Source organism: Nocardia sp. NPDC050378, from assembly GCF_040655675.1.
GTDB lineage: Bacteria > Actinomycetota > Actinomycetes > Mycobacteriales > Mycobacteriaceae > Nocardia > Nocardia coubleae.
Genome location: NZ_JBFAKI010000016.1, coordinates 43662 through 67432, shown reverse-complemented (window position 1 = coordinate 67432; position 23771 = coordinate 43662). Strand labels below are relative to the sequence as shown.

Sequence of the window (23771 nt, the reverse complement as noted above, 5' to 3'; positions counted from 1 at the left end):
CGAGGCGATGCTCGGCGCCGGGCCGCTCCCTCGCCGTGGCGACGTGAAAGTCGCCAGGGTCGAACTGATCAGTCCACCGGAGCCGCTGCGGGCGGGCGGTGATCTAGACCCGACCGGGCACCCGGGACCGCACGCCGTCGGCGAGTTCGGTGGTGAGGGCGCGGACGGCGTCGAGGCCTTCGGCGGCGGCCGAGACCAGGGCCGAGCCGACGATGACGCCGTCGGCGTAGGCGGCGATCTCGGCGGCCTGGGCGCCTGAGCGGACGCCGAGGCCGACGCCGATCGGGATGTCGGAGTGGGCGCGGATGCGGGAGCACAGGGCGGGGGCGGCCGAGGAGACGGCGTCGCGGGCGCCGGTGACGCCCATGGTGGAGGCGGCGTAGATGAATCCGCGCGAGGCTTCCAGGGTCTTGACGAGGCGTTCCTCGGTGGAGGACGGGGCGACGAGGAAGATGCGGTCCAGGTTGTGGGTGGACGACGCGACGAACCAGTCGTCGGCTTCCTCGGGGATCAGATTCGGCGTGATGATCCCCGCGCCGCCCGCGGCGGCCAGGTCGCGGGCAAAGTTGTCCACGCCGTACTTGAGCACCGGGTTCCAGTAGCTCATCACCACGGCCTGACCGCCGGCGTCGGTGATCGCTTCCACCACGGAGAACACGTCGCGCACGCGCACACCGCTGCGCAGCGCCTGCTCGGCGGCGTGCTGGATGACCGGGCCGTCCATCACCGGGTCGGAGTAGGCGACGCCGACTTCCACGATGTCACAACCGGATTCGACCATCGCCCGGACCACGTCGATGGAACCGGCCAGATCGGGATAGCCCGCGGGCAGGTACCCGATCAGAGCGGCCCGGCCCTCACTCCGTGCGGCCGCGAAGGTGTTGGCCAGACGGGACTGCTGACTCACTGCTTGTTCTCCTCGGCGGAGTCGTCGAACAGACCGAACCAGCGGCCCGCGGTGTCCATGTCCTTGTCGCCACGACCGGACAGATTGACCAGGATGATGGCGCCCTCGCCGAGTTCCTTGCCGAGCTTCAGCGCGCCGGCCACGGCATGGGCGGACTCGATCGCCGGGATGATGCCCTCCGAACGGGAGAGCAGCAGCAGCGCGTCCATCGCCTCGGTGTCGGTGATCGGCGCGTACTCGGCGCGGCCGATGTCCTTGAGGTGGGCGTGCTCGGGGCCGACACCCGGGTAGTCCAGACCGGCCGAGATCGAATGCGATTCGATGGTCTGGCCGTCCTCGTCCTGCAGCAGGTACGAGTAGGCGCCTTGGAACGCACCGGGCGTACCGCCGGTGAAAGTGGCTGCGTGCCTTCCGGTTTCGACACCGTCGCCGGCCGCTTCGTAACCGACGAGCCGCACGCCCGCGTCGGGGATGAAGGCGTGGAAGATGCCGATGGCATTGGAGCCGCCACCCACACACGCCACCACGGCGTCGGGCAGGCGACCGGCGCGCTCGAGCATCTGCTCGCGCGCCTCCATGCCGACCACGCGCTGGAAATCACGCACCATCAGGGGGAACGGGTGCGGGCCCGCGGCGGTGCCGAAGCAGTAGTAGGTGTCGTCGGCGTGGGTGACCCAGTCGCGCAGCGCCTCGTTGATGGCGTCCTTGAGAGTCTGCGAACCGCTGGTCACCGAGATCACCTCGGCGCCCAGCAGCCGCATGCGGGCCACGTTGAGCGCCTGGCGGGCGGTGTCGACCGCACCCATATAGATCACGCAGCCCAGGCCGAGCAGCGCGCAGGCGGTGGCGGTGGCGACACCGTGCTGACCGGCACCGGTCTCGGCGATGACGCGCGTCTTGCCCATCCGCTTGGCGAGCAGTGCCTGACCGAGCACATTGTTGATCTTGTGCGAACCGGTGTGGTTCAGGTCCTCACGCTTGAGGAAGATTCGTGCGCCACCGGCGTGTTCGGCCAGCCGGGTGCATTCGAACACCGGCGAGGGGCGACCGGTGTAGTCGCGCTGCAGGCGGTCGAGTTCGTCGAGGAAGGTGTGATCGGAGCGCACCTTGTCGTATTCGGCGGTGACCTCCTCGATCACGGCCATCAACGCCTCGGGCACGTGCCGTCCGCCGTAGACACCGAAGTGCCCGCCCGCGTCGGGTTCGTAGTCGCTGTGCTGGGCCACCCCCGCGCTGGCCTGGGGCAGCGCGGTCACCGGATGCTCCGTCGGGCCGGCTTCGGGCAGGAGGGATGGGTGCCCGCGGTCACCAGCTCCGAGACGGCGGCGCGCGGGTTGCCGCTGGTCACCAAGCTTTCGCCGACGAGCACCGCGTCGGCGCCCGCACCGGCGTAGGCGAGCAGGTCGGCGGTGCCGTTGACGCCGGATTCGGCCACTCGGATGATCTCCGAGGGCAGGCCGGGTGCGATCCGGGCGAACACATCGCGGTCGACCTCGAGGGTCTTGAGATTGCGCGCGTTCACACCGATCACCGAGGCGCCCGCTTCCAGGGCACGATCGGCTTCCTCTTCGGTGTGTACTTCCACGAGAGCGGTCATGCCGAGTGATTCGGTGCGGTCGATCAGCGAGGACAGCACGTCTTGTTCGAGCGCCGCCACGATCAGCAGGATCACGTCGGCACCGTGGGCGCGGGCCTCGTGGATCTGGTACGGGCCGACGACGAAGTCCTTGCGCAGCACGGGAATGTTCACCGCGGCGCGCACGGCGTCGAGATCGTCGAGCGAACCGCCGAAGCGGCGCTGCTCGGTGAGCACGCTGATGATGCGGGCGCCACCGTCTTCGTAGGCCTTGGCCAGGACGGCCGGATCGGGAATGTCGGCCAGCGCGCCCTTGGAGGGGCTGGCCCGCTTCACCTCGGCGATGACACCGATCCCGTCCTCGTGCAGCGCGGCGCGCGCGTCCAGCGGTGCCTTCGCGGCGGCCGCGGCAGCTTTGATCGCCTGAAAATCGAGGAGGGCTTCGCGAGCGGCAACATCCGCCCGAACCCCGTCGAGAATCGAGTCGAGTACCGTCATCTGGCTCGAATCCTTTCTGGGGAGACGAACTTCTCACCCGAGAGTCCCCCCGGGCGCTGTCTCACCGATGCCTGACAAGAATAAATGGCCGCCGCGCGTGTCACTGCGGCGGGGGTGCCGGGGGTCACGTGCCCGGTCACGGCTCGCGCCGGCCCGGGCGGTCGTCGTCGTCCGGGGTGTCGGCGGTGTCGGTGGGGTCGGTGCCCGCGTCGAGGGCATCCCACAGCACGCGGTCCGACAGCGGCGCGGCGCCGTCCTGGTCGTTCACCTGGGCGCTGGCGTCGGCCCGGCGGAAGACGGGGTTGTCGTACTTGCCCGACAGCTGGGCTGTGGTCTCGGCCCGCCGCGTCAGCAGCACGCCCGCGGCCAGGGCGCATGCCGCCGCCAGCACCGAGAGCACAGCCGGGAAGACGTGCGCTTCGGCGCCGGTCACCGTCGCCCGGCCGGGCAGCTCGGCGAGCGTGCCCGCCCGTTCAGCGGTTCTGCCCGCGCCGATGGTCAGCGCGAAACCGGGGACCGCCGCCACCGCGGCGACCACCGCGACCACCACGCCGAGCAGTTGACGCAACACACCCTTCACCGCGAACACGGCGGCGATGGCGGCGACGAGCACGAGGGCGAGCGGAGTGAGCGCCCCGAACCAGGTGCCGCCGTCGAGGTTGTCGGTGCGGGGTTCGGTGAGGCCGTCGGCCGACCGCACCGTCACCCACGTCATCCGGGACGACGCCCACAATCCAGCCGCCGACACGGCCAGCAAGATCACCGGAACTACCGGTTTGGCGGCAGGTGCGGGCACTTGCACGCCCGCTGTCAGGCCGTCGCCCTTCGCGCCACTGTCGCCTGCTGCTGTGCCGCGCTCGACCACCGAGCCGCTATCTCCCGCCGTGCCGCCGCCCACCGGGCCGCTGTCACGCGCCGTGCCGCTATCGCTCACCGAGCCGCTGTCACGCGCCGGGTCGCCGCTGTTCGGTGTGTCGGCATCCCGCGCACTCACTCGGCGCCGCCCTCATAGGTGCGAAGGGTCTCGGCGGCCGCGATCGCCTTGAGGACCGCCATGGCCTTGTTACGAGCCTCGGTGTCCTCGGCGACGGGATCGGAGTCGGCGACCACGCCGGCGCCCGCCTGCACATAGGCGGTGCCGTCCTTGAGCAGGGCGGTGCGGATGGCGATGGCGGTGTCGGCGTCACCGGCGAAATCGAGGTAGCCGACCACGCCGCCGTAGATCCCGCGCCTGGTCGGTTCGAGTTCCTCGATCAGCTCCATCGCCCGCACCTTCGGCGCACCGGACAGGGTGCCCGCCGGGAAACACGCGCGCACGGCGTCGAGCGCGATCTTGCCCTCGGCCAGCTGACCCGACACCGTCGACACCAGGTGCATCACGTGGCTGTAGCGCTCCACGTGCCGGTACTGGGTGACGCGCACCGTGCCCGGACGGCACACCCGGCCCAGATCGTTGCGGCCCAGGTCGACGAGCATCAGGTGCTCGGCGTTCTCCTTGTCGTCGGCGAGCAGGTCCTTCTCGAGCAGGATGTCGTCCTCGGCGCTCGCTCCGCGCCAGCGGGTGCCTGCGATCGGATGTGTCGTGGCGACACCGTCTTTCACGGTCACCAGCGATTCCGGGCTGGAGCCGACGATGGAGAACGCGGTGCCGCCGTCTCCGTCGGGGATGTGCATCAGGTACATGTACGGGCTCGGGTTCGAGGCCCGCAGCATCCGGTAGACCGCGAGCGGGGAGCCGGTGTAATCCATTTCGAAGCGCTGCGAGAGCACCACCTGGAACGCCTCGCCCGCCTCGATCTCCTTGATGAGCCTGCGCACGCCCGAGCAGAATTCGTCGGTGGTCCGCCTGCGCAGGTAGTCGGGTTCGGGCTGGTCGAAGACCGACACCGTCGACGACGCCGGAGTGGCCAGCGCGGCGGTCATCCGGTCGAGCCGGGCCACGGCGTCGTCGTAGGCGGCGTCGACGTGTTCGTCGGTGCCGTTCCAGTTCACCGCGTTGGCGATCAGCGTGATCGCGCCCTCGTGGTGGTCGAAGGCGGCCAGGTCGGTGGCCAGCATCAGCACCAGCTCGGGCAGCTGCAGATCGTCGTCGGCCAGCTCGGGCAGGCGCTCGATGCGGCGGACCGCGTCGTAACCGAGATAGCCGACCATGCCACCGGTGAGCGGGGGCAGGCCGGGCAGGCGTTCGGTGCGCAGCAGTTCGAGGGTTTCGTGCAGCACGCGCAACGGATCGCCGCCCGAGGGCGCGTCGGCGGGGACGGTGCCGAGCCAGGCGGCCGCACCGTCGACCACCGTCAGGGCCGACGGGCTGCCCGCGCCGATGAACGACCAGCGCGACCAGGAGCGCCCGTTCTCGGCGGACTCGAACAGAAAGGTGCCCGGCCGGTCGTCGGCCAGTTTGCGGTAGGCCGAGAGCGGAGTCTCGGAGTCGGCCAGCACCTTTCGGGTCACCGGGACCACCCGGTGCTCGGCGGCGAGCAGCCGGAACTGCTCGCGGGTGGTGGTGGTCGGTGTCGGCGCGCCCTGCATTCGGCCATCATCCCAGGCGCCGCGACGTGGCCGCATCCTGCCCCGACCACCCCGCCGAAGGCGGTCACGACCGGGCGCTGAAGGCGGTCGTGACCGGCATCACTACACTCGCGCGCGTTCCATGTCGCATGCGGTATCCCTTCTTCCGAGAGGAGCCATGTTGAATCCCTCGCATCAGGGCGCACAGATGGGCAGGCAGGCCCCTGTGTCGCAGCACTACAACGGTCCTGGGCAGCAGTCCGCGGCGAGCGCGCTCACGTCGTTCGTCACCTACGCCAAGGCCATGCAGGATCTGGACGAGAAGTCGTTCCCGGTCGAATACGAAGCGCACCGCGATCGTCTCCTGAAGCTGGAGCCGATGCTGCGCGTGCACGGCATCCTCGATGTGATGGAGATCCGCAACCCGGAGATCAAAGCGCTGTTGCGGATTCCCTAGCGCCGCAGGGCGGGTCGAAAAGGCGGGTCCCCGTTCGCGTTCGTGAACGGGGACCTTTTGCGCTCGGGCACCGGCCGTTAGGGTCGTGCGCATGCAGCCAGGTCAGACCGCGCCCCCGTTCGAACTTCCCGATCAGTCCGGCGAACTCCGCTCCCTCGACGCCCTGCTGGCAGGCGGGCCGCTCGTCCTGTTCTTCTATCCGGCCGCCAACACTCCGGTCTGCACCGCCGAGGCCTGCCATTTCCGTGATCTGAGCGCCGAGTTCGCCGCCCTCGGTGCGTCCTGCGCCGGGATCAGCACCGACAGTGTCGAGGTGCAGGCCGGTTTCGCGGGCAAGCAGCGGCTCGACTATCCGGTCCTCTCCGACGCAGACGGCGAGGTCGCGGCCGGTTTCGGCGTCAAGCGCGGACTGCTCGGCAAGCTCGCCCCGGTCAAACGACACACCTTCGTCATCGATACCGATCGCACGATCCTGAAGGTCGTCACCGGTGAACTGCGCGCGGCCGTGCACGCCGACGAGGCGTTGCGCTTTCTGCGTGAACGGGCGAAATCCGCCGGATAGCGATCTGACGAAACGCCGGGCACGGATCGGTGCCCGGCGCCGCGGCGCACCTACGCTGGGGGAATGACATCCGGCGAAGTGCGGTCGAGCGGTCACAAGTCCACGGCTACCGTGTGGCGCAACCGGGCGATCATGATCCTGGCGACAGCGGTCGTGCTGGTGATCGCCTATTTCATCCTCGCCTCGTTCATCCCACGATGGTGGGCGCAGCGCTTGGCGAGCCTCGTGCACGGCAGCTTCACCCAGGGCATCTGGTGGGGCCTGGTCTACGGCCTGGTGTTCACGCTGGTGCCGTTGCTGCTGTTGCTGCTCGCGGTACGGATGTGGAAGCGCAAAGGCGGCAAGTTCATCGCCGGGGTGGCGGTCGTCATCGCGCTGCTCGGCTCCCTTCCGAACCTGATGACGCTCACCATCGTGCTCGGTGGCAACAATGCGGCGCACGCCGGTGAACGCATTCTCGATGTCGACGCGCCCGCGTTCCGCGGTGCCTGCCTGGTGGGTGCGATCGTGGCCGCGATCGTGTTCGCCCTCGTGCTCGGTCTGATGGGTAAGCGGGGCATCAACCGCCGCCGAGCCGCCAAGGCCACCCCCGAACCGACGGTCCCGCCGCGGGAGACTCGCGAGTACTGATGTTTCGATGACGCGTCCCGGGTTGTGAGTGACCTCACGACCCCGGCGATCCGGCGGACGCCACAGCGACGTCGTGGCAAACTCGGTCCGGTGCGCGTCCCTCTCCTCGATCCGTGCCGCCCGACCGCGAGGCGGCCTCAGCCATGACCAGATGGCTGGATCCGGTAGAACAGCGCGCCTGGCACGCGGTAGTCGCCCTGATGACAAGGGTTCCGGCCGCCCTCGACACCCGCTTGCAGCGCGAGTCCGGGCTCACGCATTTCGAATTCCGGGTGCTGAGCCTGCTGTCGGAGGAAGCCGGGCACCGGATGCAGCTCAGTGATCTCGCCCACAAGGCAAATGCTTCGCTATCGCGACTGTCGCATGTGGTGTCGAAACTGGAGCGACTCGGCTGGGCGCGCCGCGATTCGGCGGCGGGCAGACGCGGGGTGTACGCGGTGCTCACCGACGACGGTTTCGAGAAGGTCGTCGAGGCCACGCCCGGATATCTCGAGGCCGTGCGCAAGCTGGTGCTCGACGGCCTCGACTGCGCCCAGACAGCCCAGCTGGCCGCCCTCGGCGAAAGCCTGTCCAGCCAATTGGACCAGGTCCTCGCCGAGGGGTGCGAATAGACCTCGGATCCGGTTCAGCCGAACGTGCGCCGGTAACTCTGCGGGCTGACGCCGGTGGTGCGCTTGAAGCGCTCCCGGAAGGCGGTGGCCGACCCGAAACCGACCTGGCCGCTGATCCGTTCGACGGAATGCTGTGTGGTTTCGAGCAGATGCTGTGCCTGCCGGATCCGGACGCGGTGCAGCCAGCGCAGCGGTGTGGTTCCGGTGTGTTCACGGAACCGCCGGATCAGCGTGCGGGTGCTGGTTCCGGCCCGCTGGGCGATATCGGCGAGGGTGAGGTCCTCGGCCAGGTTCTCCTGCAGCCAGGTGAGCAGCGTTTCGAGCTCACCGCCGTGCGGTGTCGGGACGTGGTCGTGGACGATGAACTGCGCTTGTCCGCCTTCGCGTTCGAGCGGCATCACCGACAGCCGGGCGGCGTGCGCGGCCACGGCCGAGCCGTAGTCACGGCGAATCATGTGCAGGCACAGGTCCATTCCCGCCGCGGCGCCCGCCGAGGTGAGGAACTGACCGTTGTCGACGTAGAGGACGTCCGGGTCGAGGTCGATGTCGGGATGGGCGGTGGCAAGTGCGCCCGCCGCCTGCCAGTGGGTCGTGGCGCGCAGCCCGGCGAGCAGGCCCGTGGCGGCCAACGGGAAGGTGCCGACACAGATCGAGGCGATACGGGTGCCCTCGGCGGCGGCCGAGCGTAGTGCCTCACGGATGGCGGGTGAGAGCGGCGCCGTCGGATCGGCGATGCCAGGCACGATGATCGTGTCCGCGTTCCGGAGGCCGTCCAGGCCCCACGGGGCGCGCAGGGTGAAGGCGCCCGCGTCGACCTCGGCGTGCTCGGCGCAGACCCGCACCTGGTAGGCGGGCCTTCCGTCGGGCAGCCGGGTCCGCGAGAACACCTCGATCGGAGTGGACAGGTCGAACGGGATCACCTTGTCCAGTGCCAGGACGGCGACGGTGTGCATGGCCCGAGAGTACCGAGGCTGGCATTTTTCCGTCGAAACCTGTCACCAGTGCCACTGGGCTCTCGCGGCGAGCGCCGGTTGACTGTGGGGTGTCCAGCGGATAACGGCGCGAGGGAATTCATCCATGCATAGTCAGATCGTCCTTTTCGACGGCTTCGACCCACTCGATGCCATCGCTCCCTATGAAGTGCTGTACGCGGGCGGCGTGGCGTCCGACGGTGCCCTCACCGTCGAACTGGTCTCCGCACAGGGTCCTCGCGAGGTGATCAGCGGCACCGGCGGACTGACATTGCGCGCCACCGGCACCCTCGACCCGGAACGTGCGGACATCGTCGTGGTACCCGGGGCCTCGGGCCGGGTGGGCGACCTCGGCGAGGTGCCGGAAGCACAGGTGGGTGCGGGCGAGTGGGAACCGGACCAGCCCATCCCGGTGCTGCTCGGTCGCACGCTGAGCACCGAACTGCCCGCGCTCCTGGCGCAGGCGATGAAAGCGCCAGGGGTCACGGTCGCCACCGTCTGTGGAGGCTCACTGGTCCTGGCCATGGCCGGCCTGCTCGAAGGCCGTCACGCCACCACCCACCATCTCGGCCTAGATCTGCTCGACGCCACCGGCGCGCACGCGGTCTCGGCGCGGATCGTGGACGACGGCGACCTGATCACCGGCGCGGGTGTCACCTCCGGCCTCGATCTCGGCCTGTATCTGCTCGAGCGCGAGCTGGGCCCCCGCGTGGCGCACGCCGTCGAAGAGCTCTTCGCACACGAGCGGCGTGGCACCGTCTGGCGCGCCGACGGTCTGACACCGACCGCCTTCTGAGCACCGAACCCCACCATTCATCGAACAGTCAGGAATCGCATCAGCATGTCCTTCGCAGGCACCTGGAACATGTCCATCGCCACCCCGATCGGCAAGATCGACGCCGTGGTCGAGATCCGTGAGCAGGACGGGGTGCTCACCGGCGTCGCGCACGGAGCGGGCGAGGACGTGCCGCTCACCGAGCTCCGCGCCGACGGCGATCGGCTCACCTGGAAACAGGCCGTCACCAAACCCCTGCGGCTGAACCTGGCATTCGACCTGACCGTCGACGGCGACACCCTGCGGGGAACCTCCAAAGCCGGGCGCCTGCCGTCGTCGAAGGTCGTCGGCGAACGACGCCGTTGACGCTCAGTCGCCCTGCCTGCGCAGCATTTCCGCGATCCGGATGGGCGCGACCGGCGAGGACCGCCGGCACGGTCGTCTCACTCGGCCTCGCGGGCGAGCAGCACATCGGTGTCGAAGCAGGTGTGGGTTCCGGTGTGGCAGGCCGCACCCTCCTGGTCGACGATCAGCAGCACGGTGTCACCGTCACAGTCGAGCCGCACCTCGTGCACGTACTGTGTGTGCCCCGAGGTCTCCCCCTTCACCCAGTACTGCTGCCGCGAACGCGAATAGTAGGTGCCCCGGCGGGTTTCGAGGGTGCGGGCCAGGGCCTCGTCGTCCATCCAGGCCATCATCAGCACGTCTCCGGTCGCCTTCTCCTGCGCGATCGCGGCGACGAGCCCGGCCTCGTTGCGTTTGAGGCGAGCGGCAATTGCAGGATCCAGACTCATCCGTCGTTTATAACAGCTCGATCGCCACCAGCAGTTCGACGAGGTCGTTGACGCTGCGCACGTTGCGTCCGGTGAGTTCCTGGATGCGGCCCAGCCGGTACTTGGCGGTGTTGAGGTGGATGTGCAGGGCGTCGGCGGCTTCGCGCAGGTTCATGTCGGCGGCGGCGAAGGCGCGGACGGTGTCGGCGAGGGTGCCGCCCCGGGCGCGGTCGTCGGCGAGGGCGGCGCCGACGCGGGGGTCGACGAGCTGGCGGGTGGTGTCGTCGGCGCGCAGCAGCAGGTACCGGAACGGCGTCATCTGCGGCAGCGCGAGCACGCCACCCTCCTCGGGGAGCAGGGCGAGGGCGGCCCTGGCCTGGCGGTGCGCCCGGGGGATCTGGCCGACCTCGGTGACCGAGGTGCTCACTCCGACGGCAAGTGCCACACCGTCGGCGGCCAGTTGTTCACGCAGCGCCCGCAGTCGCTCGCACAGCTGCTCGGCCGACCCGTCGGGGCGCAGCGCCGGGATCGCCACGATCTCGGTATCGCGCACCACCGACAGGGTGCGCAGCCCGTTGACACCGGTGCGCGCCAGCGCGGCCGACACCACTTGCCTCGTCTCACACAGGGAGTCGGCCGTCGGCGCGGGATCGAGAACCATCGCGGTGACAACCACCAGCGGCGCGGTCCGTTCGGCGCCGATCCCGTGCGCGGTGGCCACGGACAGGTGCGGTCCGCTCGCGGGCAGGGCGCCGTCGAGCAGGGAGTCCATCAGCGCCTGGCCGTCGCGGCTCGACTCCGCGGTGACGTACTGCTGGAATTCCAGGTAGGCGTCGGTGGCCTGGGTGCTGATCAGGTCGGTGTAGCGGGCCAGCGGTCCGGCCAGCGACAACACCGCCTCACGTCCCGCGTCGGTGTCGCCCGCGTGGGCGAGCAGCGATTTCCAGATCGCGCGCTGACCCAACCGGAACGCGGCGATGTAGTCGACCAGCGGCAGCCCGCAGCGGGCGCGGCGGGCCGCGGCCTGCCTGGCGTAGGAGACGTCGGCCGGGGTGACACGTTTGTGCTCGAGCAGGGCACCGAGCCCGGTGCGGCTGAGCCGGGCCAGCTGGTCGTGCACATCGGCGAGGAACCCTGCGTCGGCGGTGCCGTAACCGGGCAGTTCGACGCGCAGCTTGGCCATCACATCGTCGGCGATCTCGTCGGCGTGCTCGTAGGCGCACCCGACGATCCGGGCGCGCTCGGCGTGCACCGGGTCGGAGTAGCCGAGCAGTTGTGATCCAGCTGACATGTCCGGGGAGTTTGCAGCGCCGCGCTCGAGGTGTCAACCAGATCACACTGTCCGCAGCGGACGAGGCGCGGCCGAAAACTTGGTCCACAACGTCCGATGTGGGTGCTGACCAGCGCTCTTAGTGTTCGTCGCATGCTCGACATAACCCACCTGACGGTGCGCTTCGGCGGGATCACCGCCCTGCAGGATGTGGGGTTCACGGTCGCCGCGGGCGAGATGGTCGGTCTGATCGGGCCCAACGGCGCGGGCAAGACCACCCTGTTCAACTGCCTCACCCGGCGCAACCGGCCCACCTCCGGCACCTTGCGCTACCTCGACACCGACCTGACCACGGTGCGTCCCGATGCGCTGGCCGGCCTCGGTATCGCCCGCACCTTCCAGAACCTCGGCCTGTTCACCCGGATGTCGGTGCGCGACAACGTGCTCGTCGGCACCCATCACCGCACGCGCGGCGGCTTCGTCTCGGCGGGGCTGCGGATGCCCTGGGTCGGCCGGGAGGAGCGGCGATTGCGCGCCGAGGCCGACGAACTGCTCGAGCGGCTCGACCTCACCACCGTCGCCGACCACCCCGCCGCCGGGCTGCCGTTCGGCACGCTCAAACGGATCGAGTTGGCGCGCGCCCTGGCGGTGCGGCCCCGGTTGCTGCTGCTCGACGAGCCGGTGAACGGCCTGAGCCACGGCGAGGTCGACGAGTTCGCCGAGCGTCTTCGTGCCCTGCAGACCGAACTCGACCTCACCGTTGTCGTCGTCGAACACCACATGGGGTTCGTGATGAACACCTGTGACCGGGTGGTCTGCCTCGAGTTCGGGCAGGTGATCGCCGAGGGCGAACCCGAAGCGGTACAGAGCGATCCGGCCGTCGTCCGCGCCTACCTGGGGGCCGCCTCGTGAGCGAATTCCTGACCGTCACCGACCTGTACGCGGGGTACGGCGCGGCGAAAGTGCTGCACGGTGTGAGCTTTTCGGTCGCCGAGGGCGAAGTGTGCGCCATCCTCGGCCCCAACGGCGCGGGCAAGACCACCCTGTTGCGCGCGCTGTGCGGCATGGTGAAAGTGCGTGGCGCCCTGCGCTTGAACGGTGACGAGGTGGCCGGGCGGGCACCCGAGGCGATGGCCCGGCTCGGAGTCGCCCACGTGCCCGAGGGCCGCGGCACCTTCGCCCCGCTCACGGTGGAGGAGAACCTGCGCCTGGGCGCCTACTCCCGCCGCGACCGCGCGGGCGTCGAGTCCGATCTGCGCCGCGTCTACGACTACTTCCCGATCCTGCGCGACAAGCAGCGCGACCCGGCGGGCGGGCTGTCCGGCGGTCAGCAGCAGATGCTCGCCATCGGCCGGGCCCTGATGCTGCGCCCACGGCTGCTGCTGCTGGACGAACCCTCGCTCGGGCTTTCCCCGCTGGTTACCCAGGAGCTGTTCGGGATCGTGCACACCATCAACGCAGAGGAACGCACCACCGTGATAGTCGTCGAACAGAACGCCCACCTCGCGCTGGGCGTCGCCCATCAGGCGCATGTGCTCGAGACGGGCCGCATCGTCCTGTCCGGCAGCGCCGCCGAGATCAAAGCAGACGAGCAGGTCGTCCGCTCCTACCTCGGATACCGGGTGCGGCCGTGACCGAATTCGTGCAGCAACTCGTCGAGGGGCTCTCGGCGGGCGCGATCTACGCGGGGCTGGCGCTGGCCCTGGTCCTGATCTACCGGTTCACCGGGGTGGCCAACTTCGCCCAGGGCGAGCTGGCCATGTTCTCGGCCTTCCTGGCCTGGCAGCTGAGTCAGGTGATGCCGTTCTGGGCGGCACTCGTGCTCACGCTGGTGATCTCCTTCCTCGCGGGCATGGTGATCGAGCGGGTGGTGATCCGGCCGGTCGAAGGCAAACCGGAGATCACCCTGGTGATCGTCACGGTCGGTTTGTTCTTCACGGTGCACGCGGCAGCGGGCTGGATCTGGTCCTACCAGGTGAAGTCCTTCCCGAACCCCTTCCCGGACGGCGCGTTGCGCGTCGCCGATGTCAGTGTGGGGTACGGCAGTCTCGGCATCTTCGCCGTCGTCGGACTGGTGATGACGCTGCTGTATCTGCTGTTCCGCTACACCGCGATCGGGTTGGCGATGCGGGCGGTGGCGTGTAATCCGCAGTCCGCCAGGCTCGTCGGCATCCGGGTCGGCACCGTGCTCTCGCTGGGGTGGGGACTCGCGGCGCTGGTCGGGTCGGTGTCGGGGGTGCTGTCGGCGCCGCTGCTGTTCCTCGATCCCAACATGATGAGCGGCGTCCTGATCTACGCCTTCGCGGCGGCCACCCTCGGCGGATTCGACTCCCCCGGCGGCGCGGTGGCGGGCGGCCTGATCGTCGGCGTCGCCGAAACCCTCACCGGCGCCTACGTCGACGCGATCGGCACCGAACTCAAGATCGGTGTGCCGCTGGTGATCATCCTGGGCGTGCTGTTGCTTCGCCCCCAAGGTCTGTTCGGACACGCGGCGGTGGAACGGGTATGAGTGACGTGAAAATCTCGGCAGCGAATCCTGTAGTACCCCAGGCGGAACCGGCACGTCCGGGAATCCGCGTCCCCCGGCTTCCGCTGGTCGGCACGGTCGCGATACTCCTGCTCGCGTGTGCCGCGCCGTTCCAGCTGGTGCCCTTCCACACCTTCCAGCTGGCGATGGCCATGATCTACGCGGTCACCCTGCTCGGGCTGAACCTGCTCGTCGGCCACACCGGCCAGATCTCGCTCGGTCACGGCGCGTTCTTCGCGATCGGCGCCTACACGGCCGCGATCGCGATGCACCAGTGGGACACACCGTATTCGGCGACGATCCCGCTGGCGGCGGTGATCACCTTCGTGCTCGGGTTCGCGCTCGGCATCCCGGCGTTGCGCCTGCGCGGGCTGTATCTCGCACTGGTCACCCTGTCGATCGCGATCTTCCTGGTCCCGTTGCTGAAACGGTTCGACGGACTCACCGGTGGCTCGATGGGGCTCGGCGTCGACAAACCGGTGCCGCCTGCCTGGACCGGGCTCGCCGAGGATCAGTGGCTGTACTTCCTCGCGCTTGCCGTCACCGTGCTGAGCTTCGTGCTGGTCGCCGGGATGCTGCGTTCCAAAGTCGGTCGCGCCCTGCACGCGGTGCGCGACAACGAGACCGCCGCCGAGGTGCTCGGGGTGAACCTGGCGCACTACAAGACCCTGGCCTTCGCCTGGAGCGCGCTGCTGGCAGGCGTCGCGGGCTGCGTCTACACCTGGGTGATCGCCTTCGTCTCCCCCGACTCGTTCGCGCTCACCCTGTCGATCACCCTGCTGGCCGGGCTCGTCGTCGGCGGACTCGGCACCACCTGGGGGCCGGTGCTCGGCGGGCTGTTCGTGATGTTCGTGCCGAGCCTGGCGCAAGACGTCAACCAGGCCGCACCCGGCGTCATCTTCGGACTGCTGATCATCGCGGTCATGTACCTCGCACCCCAGGGACTGGCCGGTCTGGCCACCCGATGGGCGCACTGGCTCGGACAACGCGTCCGGAAAGGGAGAACTCATGCGCACTAGGACAATCCAGTGTCTCGGGGTGGCCGCCGCACTGGTCGCCACGCTCACCGCGTGCGGTGGTCGCAACGCCGACACCGGGACCGTCGGCGAAGGCGATTGCCGAGGTCAGCAGACCACCGGCATCACCGACAGCACCATCAAGCTCGGCGGCGTGTACCCGCTGTCGGGTCCGGCCTCGGCCTACGGCGAGGTACCCAAGGGCATCAAGGCCTACTTCGACTACGTCAACGCCGAGAAGGGCGGCATCGGCGGACGCCAGGTGGAATACCTCGTCCGCGACGACGGCTATCAGCCGCCCAAGACCGTCGAGGAGACCCGCCGACTGGTCGAACAGGACCAGGTGTTCGCGGTCTTCCAGACCCTCGGCACCGCCACCTCCTCGGCGGTGAGCGACTACCTCGGCCAGCGCAAGGTGCCGCAGGTGTTCGTCGCCACGGGCGCCACGAAGTTCGGGTCCGAGGACAACCCGTGGACCATCGGCTGGCAACCCAGCTACCGCACCGAGGGCCTGGCCTACGCCGAGTACGTGAAGAAACAACGCCCCACCGCGACCGTCGCGGTGCTGTACCAGAACGACGACTTCGGCAAGGACCTGCTCGCCGCGTTCCGTGAAGGCGCCGAGGGCAGCGGGGTGAAGGTGGTCGCCGAGCAAAGCTTCGAGGTCACCGACCCCACCGTCGACGCGCAGGTGCGCAACCTGGCCAACTCCAAAGCCGATGTGATGCTGAACTTCTCGACGCCGAAGTTCGCTTCCCAGGCCCTGGCCGCCGACGTGCGCAACACCGACTGGAACCCCCTGCACGTGCTCACCCAGGTCTCCAACACCATGGCGACCCTGCGCCCGGTCGGCCTGCCGAATATCCAGGGCACGGTGAGCGCGGCGTTCCTCAAGGACCCCGCCGATCCGCGCTGGGCCACCGACCCCGGTATGCGGACGTTCAAGACCGAACTCACCCAGTACGCGCCCGGCGCCGACACCGAGAACCAGCACGCCATGGCCGGCTGGGCGATGGCGCAGAGCTTCCACAAGACCCTCGAAGCGGCGAAGTGCCCGACCAGGGAGGGCCTGCGCGATGCGATGCGCTCGCTCGACAACGTCTCCGCCGACCTGATGTTGCCCGGGATCAGCATGAAAACCGGTGCGGGCGACGGCTTCCCGCTCGAGGCGGTCGGCATCCAGACCTTCGCCGGCGAGCACTGGTCGCTGACCGAGGGCCTGATCGATACCTCCGGCAAGTAGTCCCGTGCCGCGAGGCACAAGTTCACCCCACGATCGATGAGGATCACCATGAAGATGTCAACCACGCTCGCCACGGCCGCCATGACGGCGCTTGCCCTGTGCGTCGGCAGCGCGAACGCCCACGCCGAGCCGGCCCAGACCGAGGTCCACTACGAGATCAGCAGGCAGGGCGACGCGGCCGTGCTGTCGACCAACGACGGCAAGCTGCAGGTCGTCGACGGTCAGCTCGTGCTCACCACCGAGGCCGACGTGCCCGTCGCGGCGCTGCCGCTGTCGTACCGGATGGACGACAAGGTCTTCCCGATCGCGGCGACGATCGACGGTGACCGCGCCACCCTCACACCATCACGTGACGGCGGCACACCGGCCGAGGCGGCCACGAATGTCATCAGCCAGGATGCCGCGGTGCAACAGATCGCCGAATCCTTCACCCCCCGTGACCAATCCGCGCTCGGGGTGCTCGCCCAGCGGCTCACCATCGGCAGCGCGGTGGCCGCCATCATCGGCGCCGTGGTCGGCGGCGGGGTGGGCTGCCTGGTCGGCGGTGCGGCCGGTGCCACGATCGCCAGCCCCGTGATCGTGCTGCTCGTGCCGTGGGTGGGCGCCACCGTGGCGGGATGTGTGCTCGGCGCGGCCACGCTCGGCGCGGTGGGCGGGATGGTCGGGCTGGTCACCGTCGGTGGTCCGCTGGCCTTGTTCGCCGCCTACCAGTACTTCTCCACCATCCTCGCGCCGTGCCCGGCCGAGCTGGGCGCCTACTGCAAGGACCCCGCGGTACCCGCGCCCGCGAAGTAGATCTCGTCCGCTGCCGGGCCGCGAACACGGGGTGTTCGCGGCCCGGCCCGTGCGCACAGGCGCGCCGACAACAGGGGAATCGCTGATGCGCAGAACAGCTTTCGACGCCGAACTCGTCACCTTCCGGGCCACGATCCGGGCCTTCATCGAAGCCGAGGTCGTGCCGAGCTTCGGCCGCTGGTACCAGGACGGTCTCGTACCGCGCGAATTCTATTACCGGCTCGGGGATCTGGGGGTCTTCGGTCTCGAGGTGCCGGTGGAGTTCGGTGGTGCCGGACGTGACTCGCTGGCCTATCGTGGCGTGCTCGCCGAGGAGATCGCCAGGGCCGCTGTCTCCTTCGGTGGGGCAGGCGCGCATCTGGGCCGCTGCCTGCCGTTGATCACCGCGCTGGCCACCCCCGCGCAGCAGGCCAGGTGGTTGCCGGGGATCGTCACCGGCGACACGATGTTCACCCTCGCGGTGGCCGAGCCGGGCACGGGCACCGAACCGGAGGGTATGCGCACCACGGCACCACTGACCGCCGACGGCAGCTATGTGCTGAACGGTTCGAAGACCTATGTCATCGGTGGGGTGCACGCCGATCGGGTCATCGTGTGCGCCCGTACCGCACCGCCGCGGCCCGACGATCCGTCCTACGGTCTTTCGCTGCTCGTGGTCGACACGAGCGCGGCCGGTTTCCTGGTGGGCAGGCGCCTCGACACGTTGGGCCGCAAGGTCGGTGGCACCGCCGAACTCACCTTCACCGATGTGCGCGTCCCTGCCACCGACCTGCTCGGCGACCCACACCGAGCCGCCGCGCACCTGGTCGCCCAGCTACCGCAGCAGCGACTGAATATCGCGCTCGGCGCGTACGCCCGGGCCAAGGCGGCCATCCGCTTCGCCCGCGACCACACCCGCGACCGGCTCCCGGTCGCCCGCCCCGTCGCCGCCGTCCAGCACGGCAAGTTCGAACTGGCGGGCTGCCGGGCCGAGGTCGATGCGATCGAGGCCGTGATCGATCGCGCGCTCGCCGCCCACGACAGCGGCGCACTCGACCCGGCCCACGCCGCCTCCGCCGAACTCTTCGCCACCGAGACCGCGACCCGGGTCATCGACCGCTGCCTCCAACTACACGGCGGCGCGGGCTATCTCACCGACTCACCCATCGCCCGCCTCTACGCCGACCACCGCGTGGACCGCCTCCAAGGCGGCGACACCTCCGATACCCTGCGCACCGTCATCGCTACCGACATGGGTCTGTAGCACCGACGACCGACGGACCACAACGGGCCGTTTCGGACGCCTGAGATCAGCGGACGGTGATGCCGTCGGCGCGCATCGCGTCCTTGACCTGGGCGATGGTCAGATCACCGAAGTGGAAGACGCTGGCGGCGAGCACCGCGTCGGCGCCCGCGTGGACGGCGGGCGGGAAGTGGTCGACCGCGCCCGCACCGCCACTGGCGATGACGGGCACGTGCACGGCGGCGCGGACCGCGGCGATCATCGGCAGGTCGAAGCCGGCCTTGGTGCCGTCGGCGTCCATGGAGTTGAGCAGGATCTCGCCGACACCGAGTTCGGCGCCGCGGACGGCCCATTCGACGGCGTCGATACCGGTACCGCGCTTGCCGCCGTGGGTGGTGACCTCCCAGCCGGACGGGGTGTCGGGCTGACCGTCGGGCACGGTGCGGGCGTCGACCGAGAGCACGATGCACTGCGAACCGAAGCGCTGCGACATCTCCGAGAGCACTTCGGGACGGGCGATGGCGGCGGTGTTCACCGACACCTTGTCGGCCCCGGCGCGCAGCAGGCGGTCCACGTCCTCGACCGTGCGCACCCCGCCACCTACGGTGAGCGGGATGAAGATCTGTTCGGCGGTGCGGGTCACCACGTCGAGCATGGTCGCCCGGTCGCCGGTGGAGGCGGTGACGTCGAGGAAGGTGAGTTCGTCGGCGCCCTGGGCGTCGTAAGTGGCGGCCAGTTCCACCGGATCACCCGCGTCGCGCAGGTTCTGGAAGTTCACGCCCTTGACCACCCGGCCCGCGTCCACATCGAGACAGGGGATCACGCGGACGGCCAGCGTGCTCTGCTGTGTGCTGGTACCCATCGTGTTCAACCTCGTTCTTCGTCGCTGACCGCGCAGATCATGTCAAGGAGTTCTTCGTGCACACCGGGTGCGGCGGCGAGCACCGAGCCGGAGGTGATGGTCCACGGCTCGCCCGCCAGGTCGGTGACCACCCCGCCCGCGGCCCGCACCAGCGCGACCCCGGCGGCGTTGTCCCACGGATGGTGACCGAACACCACCGCGCCGCCGAGCACACCGGAGGCGGTGAAGGCCAGATCGATGCCAGTGGCGCCGTGCATGCGGACCCGGGAGGACAACCGGCTCAGCGCACCGAGCAGGTCGAACCGGAACTGGCCGGGGATGCGGCCTGCCGAATCCAGGTTGAACGCGCCGAAACCGATCATGGCCTCGCCGAGTTTGCCGGGCGCCAGCGGCGGCAACGCCACCCCGTCGAGATACACCGGACCGCCGCTGACGGCGGCGTACCGGCGGCCCAACCCGGGCAACCAGGTCGCCCCGATCACCGGTTCGCCCTCGTGCACCAGGGCGAGCAGGATGCCCGACATCGGATGTCCCACCGAGTAATTGAAGGTGCCGTCGATCGGATCGAGTACCCAGGCCGTGCCCGACGTCAGCTCCGGCCCGCCGAATTCCTCACCGTGCACCGCGATTCCGGTGCGCTGACGCAACTCGGCGGAAATGGTGCGTTCCAGTTCGAGGTCGAGTTCGGTGGCGAAGTCGTTGCGGCCCTTGGCGACCGCGCTCGGCGCGCCGACACCCTCGAGATAGCGCGGCACCACCCCGTCCAGCACCTGGGTGGCGACGGCCAGCAGGTCGGTCAGTTCGGCGGTGCTCGGCGCGGTGGTCATGGCGAGGTCAGCGCACCGCGGCCAGGGCTTCGGGCAACGTGAACCGGCCCGCGTACAACGCCTTGCCGATGATGGCGCCTTCGACACCCTCGTCGGTGAGGCCGGCGATGGCGACGAGATCATCGAGCACCGAGATGCCGCCGGAGGCCACCACGGGCGCCTCGGCGGCGTTGGCCACCTGGCTGAGGAGTTCGAGGTTGGGGCCGGTGAGCGTGCCGTCCTTGGAGACGTCGGTGACCACATAGCGTGCGCACCCGTCGCGTTCGAGGCGCTCGAGGACCTCCCAGAGGTCGCCGCCGTCGGTCACCCAGCCGCGGCCGCGCAGCCGCCATTCCCCGTCGATCTGCTTGACGTCGAGCCCGACCGCGATCCGGTCGCCGTACTCACCGAGGACGCGGGCACACCACTGCGGGTTCTCGATCGCCGCGGTGCCGATGTTCACGCGCGCGCAGCCGGTGGCCAGGGCGGCCTTCAGCGAGTCGTCGTCGCGGATACCGCCGGAGAGCTCGACCTTCACGTCGAGTTCGCCGATCACCTGGGCGATCAGTTCACGGTTGCTGCCCTTGCCGAAGGCCGCGTCGAGGTCGACCAGGTGCACCCATTCGGCACCGGCCTCCTGCCACGCGAGGGCGGCGTCGCGGGGCGACCCGTATCCGGTTTCGCTACCGGCCTCCCCCTGTACGAGGCGCACGGCCTCCCCATTGGCGACATCGACCGCGGGCAACAGCACAAGACTCACGCCGATCAGACTAGTAGGTCTTGCTCCGTGGGCCCGCAACGGTCCTGGCCGGTGCGCTCCGCGTCACTCCACCGGCTCCGGCCGTATGCCGAATCGCACACCCATCGATGTGTGCCACAAATTTGCCCGATTCCCGAAGTTCGTCAGCCGGCTATGCGCCAAGCCTTATGTGATCGATCGAACAGACCCGGTTGACCTGCGGAAACATTCCGTTTACCAAGTATTAATAGTGATAATCGCCACGTGGAATCAATTAGCAATTCGTTTCCCGCATCGATTAACTTTCCGTTTTGTCGGCAGGAACACCAACCCCTACCGAGTTCATCGCCGCACCGCCCCTTTGCGTTACCAGCCTGTGATTGCAGGCACCGAAAGGAAATCTCATGACTCGCAAGACCCTCGCTGTTGCCGGTGCCCTCGCCATCGCCGTGCTCGGTCCCGCCGCCGCCGCCAACGCCTTCACCGGCTCGGCCGCCGCCGCCACCGGCTCGGCTGCCCTCGGTGCCACCGGCTCGGCCGCCCTCGGCGCGACCGGTTCCGCTGGTGCGGGCGCCGCGGGTGCCGGTGCCGCCGGTACCGGTTCCGCCGCCGCCCTGCCCGCCCTGGCCACCGGTTCGGCCGGTCTCGGTGCCGCGGGCACCGGCTCGGCGGGCCTCGGTGCCGCCGGTACCGGTTCGGCCGCCGCGCTCGCGGGCCTCGAGGTGCTCGAGACCGGCAGCTCGGCATTCGACAGCCTCACCAGTGGTGGCGCCAACATCGTCGACATTCTGCTCGGCGCGCGCGAACTCAACACCCCCGCCGAGTAATTCGGCGTAGCCGGACTTGCCGACCACTCCCCTCAGGTCGGTGCCGAATGCGGTGACGTGCCAGGTGCACGTCACCGCATTCTTTTGTCTCCGAATACATTTCCGACATAAACAATTGCCGCCATGGTTGCGGCATGGTTACCGATTCTGTTGTCGGCGCCCGGCCGGCAGCAGATCAGCACCGGGCACTGCCCGATTCGGCGTTGTCGCCCAGCGCCTCCGCGTGTCGAGCGGCCGCTGACGAGGCGGTCGGAGCCTCACACCGGCGAATACCAGGCAAAATACTCACCGGTCGGTAAAGAACCTTTACCGATGAGAGGTGATGGATGAACTGGCAAGAGATCGAAACGTTCCTCGCGGTGGCCGAGGAACTGCACTTCGGGCGAGCGGCGGATCGGTTGCTGCTCTCACGGGCCCGGGTGAGTCAGTTGATCCGGACACTCGAGGCCCGCGTCGGCGCACCTCTGCTGACACGGACGAGCCGTCGGGTTTCCCTGACCCCCTTGGGCATTCAGCTCCGCGACGACCTGCTCCCGCACCATTGCGGCGTACTGGACGCGGTAGCGGAGGTGACCGAAACCGCGCGCGGCATCGACGGCGTGCTGCGGGTCGGTTTCTCCAGCCCACTGGCGGGCAAGCTGCTGATCGGGGCGGGCGATGCCCTGCGCGCACGCCACCCCGGCTGCACTCTCGACATCCGCGAGGTGCAGCTCTCCGATCGCTACAGCGCGTTGCGCTCCGGCGAGCTGGATCTGCAGCTCATCGAGTTCCCCGCCACCGAACCCGACCTGGTGTGCGGTCCGGTGCTGCTGCGCGATGCCCGGGTATTGGCGGTGTCCACCCGCAATCCGCTCTCGCGGCGACGCTCTGTCACCGTCGAGGATCTGACCGGACAGACCGTGCTGTTCATCGGCGGAGTGCCGGGCTACTTCCTCGATCACGTGGTTCCGCCGGTGACCCCCGCCGGGTCGCCGATCCGCCGTTCGACGACGACTCGGTATTGGCAGGAGTTGCTGGCCCACGTCGCCGCGGATATCGGTGTCACCGTGACGGCCGCCCAGGGCATCGAGTACTACCCGCGCCCCGACCTGGTCTACGTGCCGTTCGAGGAGCAGGCGCCGATCGAATACGGTCTGCAGTGGCGTGCGTCGGGACTGTCGGCGCGTGCGGCGGCCTTCGTGCGCACCGCCGTGAAGTGCGCCGGGAGCACACGATGAACTGGCAGGAGCAGGAAACCTTCCTGGTGCTGGCCGAGGAACTGCACTTCGGGCGGGCGGCACAGCGGCTCACGGTATCGCGGGCCCGGGTGAGTCAGATGATCCACACCGTGGAACGGCGAATCGGCGCACCACTGTTCGAGCGGACGAGTCGGCGGGTGACGTTGACCCCCTTGGGAACCCAGCTGCGCGACGCCCTCGCGCCGCATCACCACGGCATTCTGGCCGCGCTGGCCCGAGCGGCCGACAGCGCGGGTGCCACAGAGGTGTTGCGGGTCGGCTTCACGCACCCACTGGGTAGCGAGATGCTGATGTCGGCCGCCACGGCGTTCCGCGCCGAGCGGCCCGCGTGCACGGTGGAGCTGCGTGAGGTCCAGCTGTCGGACCGGTTCGGTCAGCTGCGGCGCCGCGAACTCGACCTGGTCTTTCTCGAGTACCCCGCCGTCGAGCCGGATCTGGTGAGCGGCCCGGTCCTGTCGCGTGACGCGAAGGTCCTCGTCGTCCCGACCTCCCACCCCCTGGCCACCCGCACCTCGGTCTCCGTGGCGGACCTGGCCGACGAAACCCTGCTCACCGCACGGGGATTGGCTGGCTACTTCCTCGATCACCACCTCCCCACCCACACCCCCTCGGGCCGACCGATCCATCGCTCGATGACCATGCCGTACTGGCAGGAAGTCATGGTCCAGGTGGCAGCGGGCAACGGCATAGCCCTCGCCGCCGCCCAAGCCGGCCACTTCTACCCCCGCCCCAGCCTGGTCTACCTCCCCTTCGACGACCTCCCACCCATCGAATACGGCCTGGTCTGGCGCGCCTCCGGTTTGTCGCCGACCGGCACCGCCTTCGCCCGCACGATCACCGAGCTCGCGCGCTCGGCGAAGGCGGATTCCGTTGACCGAGAAGCGATTACACAGCCAGAACCGCGGCCCGGATAGAGTTCACACGACGAGCGAAACCGCGCCGTCACGATGCGGCTGGA

27 protein-coding genes are annotated in these 23771 nt (G+C 69.2%); 16 read left to right on the top strand and 11 right to left on the bottom strand.

What is annotated here, in order from left to right; genetic code table 11:
- Nucleotides 1–103: 103 nt before the first annotated feature.
- The 5 genes from trpA to AB0I35_RS26460 all read right to left on the bottom strand — a co-directional run bounded on the left by trpA (nucleotide 104) and on the right by AB0I35_RS26460 (nucleotide 5510).
- Nucleotides 104–907, bottom strand: a complete 804-nt coding sequence (gene trpA / locus AB0I35_RS26480) for a tryptophan synthase subunit alpha (RefSeq protein ID WP_357399038.1) — start codon at nucleotides 905–907, stop codon at nucleotides 104–106.
- Nucleotides 904–2163: a tryptophan synthase subunit beta gene (gene trpB, locus AB0I35_RS26475; protein ID WP_357399037.1), complete on the bottom strand. Its 1260-nt coding sequence runs from the start codon at nucleotides 2161–2163 to the stop codon at nucleotides 904–906. The genes trpA and trpB overlap by 4 nt, the downstream gene beginning before the upstream one ends.
- Entirely contained in the window at nucleotides 2160–2981 is an 822-nt protein-coding gene (gene trpC / locus AB0I35_RS26470) for an indole-3-glycerol phosphate synthase TrpC (protein ID WP_357399035.1), read from the bottom strand. Before trpC ends, trpB begins: the two co-directional genes overlap by 4 nt.
- Before the next feature lie 136 nt (nucleotides 2982–3117).
- On the bottom strand, nucleotides 3118–3975 hold the full coding sequence (locus AB0I35_RS26465) for a TIGR02234 family membrane protein (protein WP_357399034.1): 858 nt from the start codon (nucleotides 3973–3975) through the stop codon (nucleotides 3118–3120).
- Nucleotides 3972–5510 (bottom strand): anthranilate synthase component I, encoded by a 1539-nt coding sequence (locus AB0I35_RS26460; protein WP_357399033.1) that lies wholly within the window; start codon nucleotides 5508–5510, stop codon nucleotides 3972–3974. Before AB0I35_RS26460 ends, AB0I35_RS26465 begins: the two co-directional genes overlap by 4 nt.
- A gap of 157 nt (nucleotides 5511–5667) precedes the next feature.
- On the opposite strand from AB0I35_RS26460, the gene AB0I35_RS26455 reads away from it, so the two are divergent.
- The 4 genes from AB0I35_RS26455 (at nucleotide 5668) to AB0I35_RS26440 (ending at nucleotide 7749) form a co-directional block, all read left to right on the top strand.
- Entirely contained in the window at nucleotides 5668–5946 is a 279-nt protein-coding gene (locus tag AB0I35_RS26455) for a hypothetical protein (protein ID WP_067498134.1), read from the top strand.
- Nucleotides 5947–6037: 91 nt separating this feature from the next.
- Nucleotides 6038–6508 (top strand): peroxiredoxin, encoded by a 471-nt coding sequence (locus AB0I35_RS26450; protein ID WP_067644699.1) that lies wholly within the window; start codon nucleotides 6038–6040, stop codon nucleotides 6506–6508.
- Nucleotides 6509–6571: 63 nt separating this feature from the next.
- Nucleotides 6572–7138: a permease gene (locus tag AB0I35_RS26445; protein ID WP_357399032.1), complete on the top strand. Its 567-nt coding sequence runs from the start codon at nucleotides 6572–6574 to the stop codon at nucleotides 7136–7138.
- Between the two features lie 143 nt (nucleotides 7139–7281).
- The gene (locus AB0I35_RS26440) at nucleotides 7282–7749 is read left to right on the top strand and encodes a MarR family transcriptional regulator (RefSeq protein WP_357399031.1); all 468 of its coding nucleotides are present in this window, start codon (nucleotides 7282–7284) and stop codon (nucleotides 7747–7749) included.
- A 14-nt stretch (nucleotides 7750–7763) separates the two neighbouring features.
- On the opposite strand, the gene AB0I35_RS26435 is transcribed toward AB0I35_RS26440, so the two are convergent.
- Nucleotides 7764–8702: a helix-turn-helix domain-containing protein gene (locus AB0I35_RS26435; protein WP_357399030.1), complete on the bottom strand. Its 939-nt coding sequence runs from the start codon at nucleotides 8700–8702 to the stop codon at nucleotides 7764–7766.
- Nucleotides 8703–8826: 124 nt separating this feature from the next.
- Here AB0I35_RS26435 and AB0I35_RS26430 point away from each other — a divergent pair, with 124 nt between their 5' ends.
- Together AB0I35_RS26430 and AB0I35_RS26425 are read left to right on the top strand one after the other, a co-directional pair.
- A complete protein-coding gene (locus AB0I35_RS26430) occupies nucleotides 8827–9516 on the top strand; it encodes a DJ-1/PfpI family protein (protein ID WP_357399029.1) in 690 nt (229 codons plus the stop codon).
- A gap of 45 nt (nucleotides 9517–9561) precedes the next feature.
- Nucleotides 9562–9861, top strand: a complete 300-nt coding sequence (locus AB0I35_RS26425) for a hypothetical protein (protein ID WP_357399028.1) — start codon at nucleotides 9562–9564, stop codon at nucleotides 9859–9861.
- A 77-nt stretch (nucleotides 9862–9938) separates the two neighbouring features.
- Here AB0I35_RS26425 and hisI read toward each other — a convergent pair whose 3' ends face one another.
- The gene (gene hisI / locus AB0I35_RS26420) at nucleotides 9939–10289 is read right to left on the bottom strand and encodes a phosphoribosyl-AMP cyclohydrolase (RefSeq protein WP_067988177.1); all 351 of its coding nucleotides are present in this window, start codon (nucleotides 10287–10289) and stop codon (nucleotides 9939–9941) included.
- A 7-nt stretch (nucleotides 10290–10296) separates the two neighbouring features.
- Entirely contained in the window at nucleotides 10297–11559 is a 1263-nt protein-coding gene (locus AB0I35_RS26415; protein WP_357399027.1) for a helix-turn-helix domain-containing protein, read from the bottom strand.
- A 132-nt stretch (nucleotides 11560–11691) separates the two neighbouring features.
- Here AB0I35_RS26415 and AB0I35_RS26410 point away from each other — a divergent pair, with 132 nt between their 5' ends.
- The 7 genes from AB0I35_RS26410 (at nucleotide 11692) to AB0I35_RS26380 (ending at nucleotide 18362) form a co-directional block, all read left to right on the top strand.
- Nucleotides 11692–12450, top strand: coding sequence for an ABC transporter ATP-binding protein (locus tag AB0I35_RS26410; RefSeq protein ID WP_357399026.1), 759 nt, complete (start codon nucleotides 11692–11694; stop codon nucleotides 12448–12450).
- Complete coding sequence (locus AB0I35_RS26405) at nucleotides 12447–13172, top strand: ABC transporter ATP-binding protein (protein ID WP_357399024.1); 726 nt, start codon at nucleotides 12447–12449, stop codon at nucleotides 13170–13172. Before AB0I35_RS26410 ends, AB0I35_RS26405 begins: the two co-directional genes overlap by 4 nt.
- On the top strand, nucleotides 13169–14047 hold the full coding sequence (locus AB0I35_RS26400) for a branched-chain amino acid ABC transporter permease (protein WP_357399022.1): 879 nt from the start codon (nucleotides 13169–13171) through the stop codon (nucleotides 14045–14047). Before AB0I35_RS26405 ends, AB0I35_RS26400 begins: the two co-directional genes overlap by 4 nt.
- Entirely contained in the window at nucleotides 14044–15084 is a 1041-nt protein-coding gene (locus tag AB0I35_RS26395) for a branched-chain amino acid ABC transporter permease (RefSeq protein ID WP_357399021.1), read from the top strand. The genes AB0I35_RS26400 and AB0I35_RS26395 overlap by 4 nt, the downstream gene beginning before the upstream one ends.
- Entirely contained in the window at nucleotides 15074–16324 is a 1251-nt protein-coding gene (locus AB0I35_RS26390; RefSeq protein ID WP_357399019.1) for an ABC transporter substrate-binding protein, read from the top strand. Before AB0I35_RS26395 ends, AB0I35_RS26390 begins: the two co-directional genes overlap by 11 nt.
- A 48-nt stretch (nucleotides 16325–16372) precedes the next feature.
- Nucleotides 16373–17119: a hypothetical protein gene (locus tag AB0I35_RS26385; RefSeq protein ID WP_357399018.1), complete on the top strand. Its 747-nt coding sequence runs from the start codon at nucleotides 16373–16375 to the stop codon at nucleotides 17117–17119.
- A gap of 85 nt (nucleotides 17120–17204) precedes the next feature.
- A complete protein-coding gene (locus AB0I35_RS26380) occupies nucleotides 17205–18362 on the top strand; it encodes an acyl-CoA dehydrogenase family protein (protein WP_357399017.1) in 1158 nt (385 codons plus the stop codon).
- Between the two features lie 46 nt (nucleotides 18363–18408).
- Here AB0I35_RS26380 and hisF read toward each other — a convergent pair whose 3' ends face one another.
- The 3 genes from hisF to priA are packed head-to-tail and all read right to left on the bottom strand — an operon-like array spanning nucleotide 18409 to nucleotide 20769.
- Complete coding sequence (gene hisF, locus AB0I35_RS26375) at nucleotides 18409–19203, bottom strand: imidazole glycerol phosphate synthase subunit HisF (protein ID WP_357399015.1); 795 nt, start codon at nucleotides 19201–19203, stop codon at nucleotides 18409–18411.
- 5 nt (nucleotides 19204–19208) lie between these two features.
- Nucleotides 19209–20030 (bottom strand): inositol monophosphatase family protein, encoded by an 822-nt coding sequence (locus AB0I35_RS26370; protein ID WP_067644745.1) that lies wholly within the window; start codon nucleotides 20028–20030, stop codon nucleotides 19209–19211.
- 7 nt (nucleotides 20031–20037) lie between these two features.
- Complete coding sequence (gene priA, locus AB0I35_RS26365) at nucleotides 20038–20769, bottom strand: bifunctional 1-(5-phosphoribosyl)-5-((5-phosphoribosylamino)methylideneamino)imidazole-4-carboxamide isomerase/phosphoribosylanthranilate isomerase PriA (RefSeq protein ID WP_067644748.1); 732 nt, start codon at nucleotides 20767–20769, stop codon at nucleotides 20038–20040.
- A gap of 383 nt (nucleotides 20770–21152) precedes the next feature.
- Here priA and AB0I35_RS26360 point away from each other — a divergent pair, with 383 nt between their 5' ends.
- The 3 genes from AB0I35_RS26360 to AB0I35_RS26350 all read left to right on the top strand — a co-directional run bounded on the left by AB0I35_RS26360 (nucleotide 21153) and on the right by AB0I35_RS26350 (nucleotide 23727).
- The gene (locus tag AB0I35_RS26360; RefSeq protein ID WP_067644751.1) at nucleotides 21153–21575 is read left to right on the top strand and encodes a hypothetical protein; all 423 of its coding nucleotides are present in this window, start codon (nucleotides 21153–21155) and stop codon (nucleotides 21573–21575) included.
- Between the two features lie 326 nt (nucleotides 21576–21901).
- Nucleotides 21902–22792 carry a LysR family transcriptional regulator gene (locus AB0I35_RS26355; protein ID WP_357399014.1) on the top strand — a complete coding sequence of 297 codons (891 nt, stop codon included), beginning with the start codon at nucleotides 21902–21904 and terminating at the stop codon, nucleotides 22790–22792.
- Nucleotides 22789–23727 carry a LysR family transcriptional regulator gene (locus tag AB0I35_RS26350; protein ID WP_357399013.1) on the top strand — a complete coding sequence of 313 codons (939 nt, stop codon included), beginning with the start codon at nucleotides 22789–22791 and terminating at the stop codon, nucleotides 23725–23727. The genes AB0I35_RS26355 and AB0I35_RS26350 overlap by 4 nt, the downstream gene beginning before the upstream one ends.
- Nucleotides 23728–23771 lie beyond the last annotated feature (44 nt).

Bases quoted from the DNA above. Each gene is read 5' to 3' on its own strand.
- AB0I35_RS26395 (WP_357399021.1), top strand. From the start codon at position 14,044: ATGAGTGACGTGAAAATCTCGGCAGCGAATCCTGTAGTACCCCAGGCG.
- AB0I35_RS26430 (WP_357399029.1), top strand. From the start codon at position 8,827: ATGCATAGTCAGATCGTCCTTTTCGACGGCTTCGACCCACTCGATGCC.
- AB0I35_RS26370 (WP_067644745.1), bottom strand. From the start codon at position 20,030: ATGACCACCGCGCCGAGCACCGCCGAACTGACCGACCTGCTGGCCGTC.
- hisI (WP_067988177.1), bottom strand. From the start codon at position 10,289: ATGAGTCTGGATCCTGCAATTGCCGCTCGCCTCAAACGCAACGAGGCC.
- AB0I35_RS26455 (WP_067498134.1), top strand. From the start codon at position 5,668: ATGTTGAATCCCTCGCATCAGGGCGCACAGATGGGCAGGCAGGCCCCT.
- AB0I35_RS26360 (WP_067644751.1), top strand. From the start codon at position 21,153: ATGACTCGCAAGACCCTCGCTGTTGCCGGTGCCCTCGCCATCGCCGTG.
- AB0I35_RS26440 (WP_357399031.1), top strand. From the start codon at position 7,282: ATGACCAGATGGCTGGATCCGGTAGAACAGCGCGCCTGGCACGCGGTA.
- AB0I35_RS26410 (WP_357399026.1), top strand. From the start codon at position 11,692: ATGCTCGACATAACCCACCTGACGGTGCGCTTCGGCGGGATCACCGCC.
- AB0I35_RS26355 (WP_357399014.1), top strand. From the start codon at position 21,902: ATGAACTGGCAAGAGATCGAAACGTTCCTCGCGGTGGCCGAGGAACTG.
- trpC (WP_357399035.1), bottom strand. From the start codon at position 2,981: ATGACGGTACTCGACTCGATTCTCGACGGGGTTCGGGCGGATGTTGCC.
- hisF (WP_357399015.1), bottom strand. From the start codon at position 19,203: ATGGGTACCAGCACACAGCAGAGCACGCTGGCCGTCCGCGTGATCCCC.
- AB0I35_RS26460 (WP_357399033.1), bottom strand. From the start codon at position 5,510: ATGCAGGGCGCGCCGACACCGACCACCACCACCCGCGAGCAGTTCCGG.
- AB0I35_RS26435 (WP_357399030.1), bottom strand. From the start codon at position 8,702: ATGCACACCGTCGCCGTCCTGGCACTGGACAAGGTGATCCCGTTCGAC.
- AB0I35_RS26385 (WP_357399018.1), top strand. From the start codon at position 16,373: ATGAAGATGTCAACCACGCTCGCCACGGCCGCCATGACGGCGCTTGCC.
- AB0I35_RS26445 (WP_357399032.1), top strand. From the start codon at position 6,572: ATGACATCCGGCGAAGTGCGGTCGAGCGGTCACAAGTCCACGGCTACC.
- AB0I35_RS26390 (WP_357399019.1), top strand. From the start codon at position 15,074: ATGCGCACTAGGACAATCCAGTGTCTCGGGGTGGCCGCCGCACTGGTC.
- AB0I35_RS26415 (WP_357399027.1), bottom strand. From the start codon at position 11,559: ATGTCAGCTGGATCACAACTGCTCGGCTACTCCGACCCGGTGCACGCC.
- AB0I35_RS26380 (WP_357399017.1), top strand. From the start codon at position 17,205: ATGCGCAGAACAGCTTTCGACGCCGAACTCGTCACCTTCCGGGCCACG.
- AB0I35_RS26450 (WP_067644699.1), top strand. From the start codon at position 6,038: ATGCAGCCAGGTCAGACCGCGCCCCCGTTCGAACTTCCCGATCAGTCC.
- AB0I35_RS26350 (WP_357399013.1), top strand. From the start codon at position 22,789: ATGAACTGGCAGGAGCAGGAAACCTTCCTGGTGCTGGCCGAGGAACTG.
- AB0I35_RS26425 (WP_357399028.1), top strand. From the start codon at position 9,562: ATGTCCTTCGCAGGCACCTGGAACATGTCCATCGCCACCCCGATCGGC.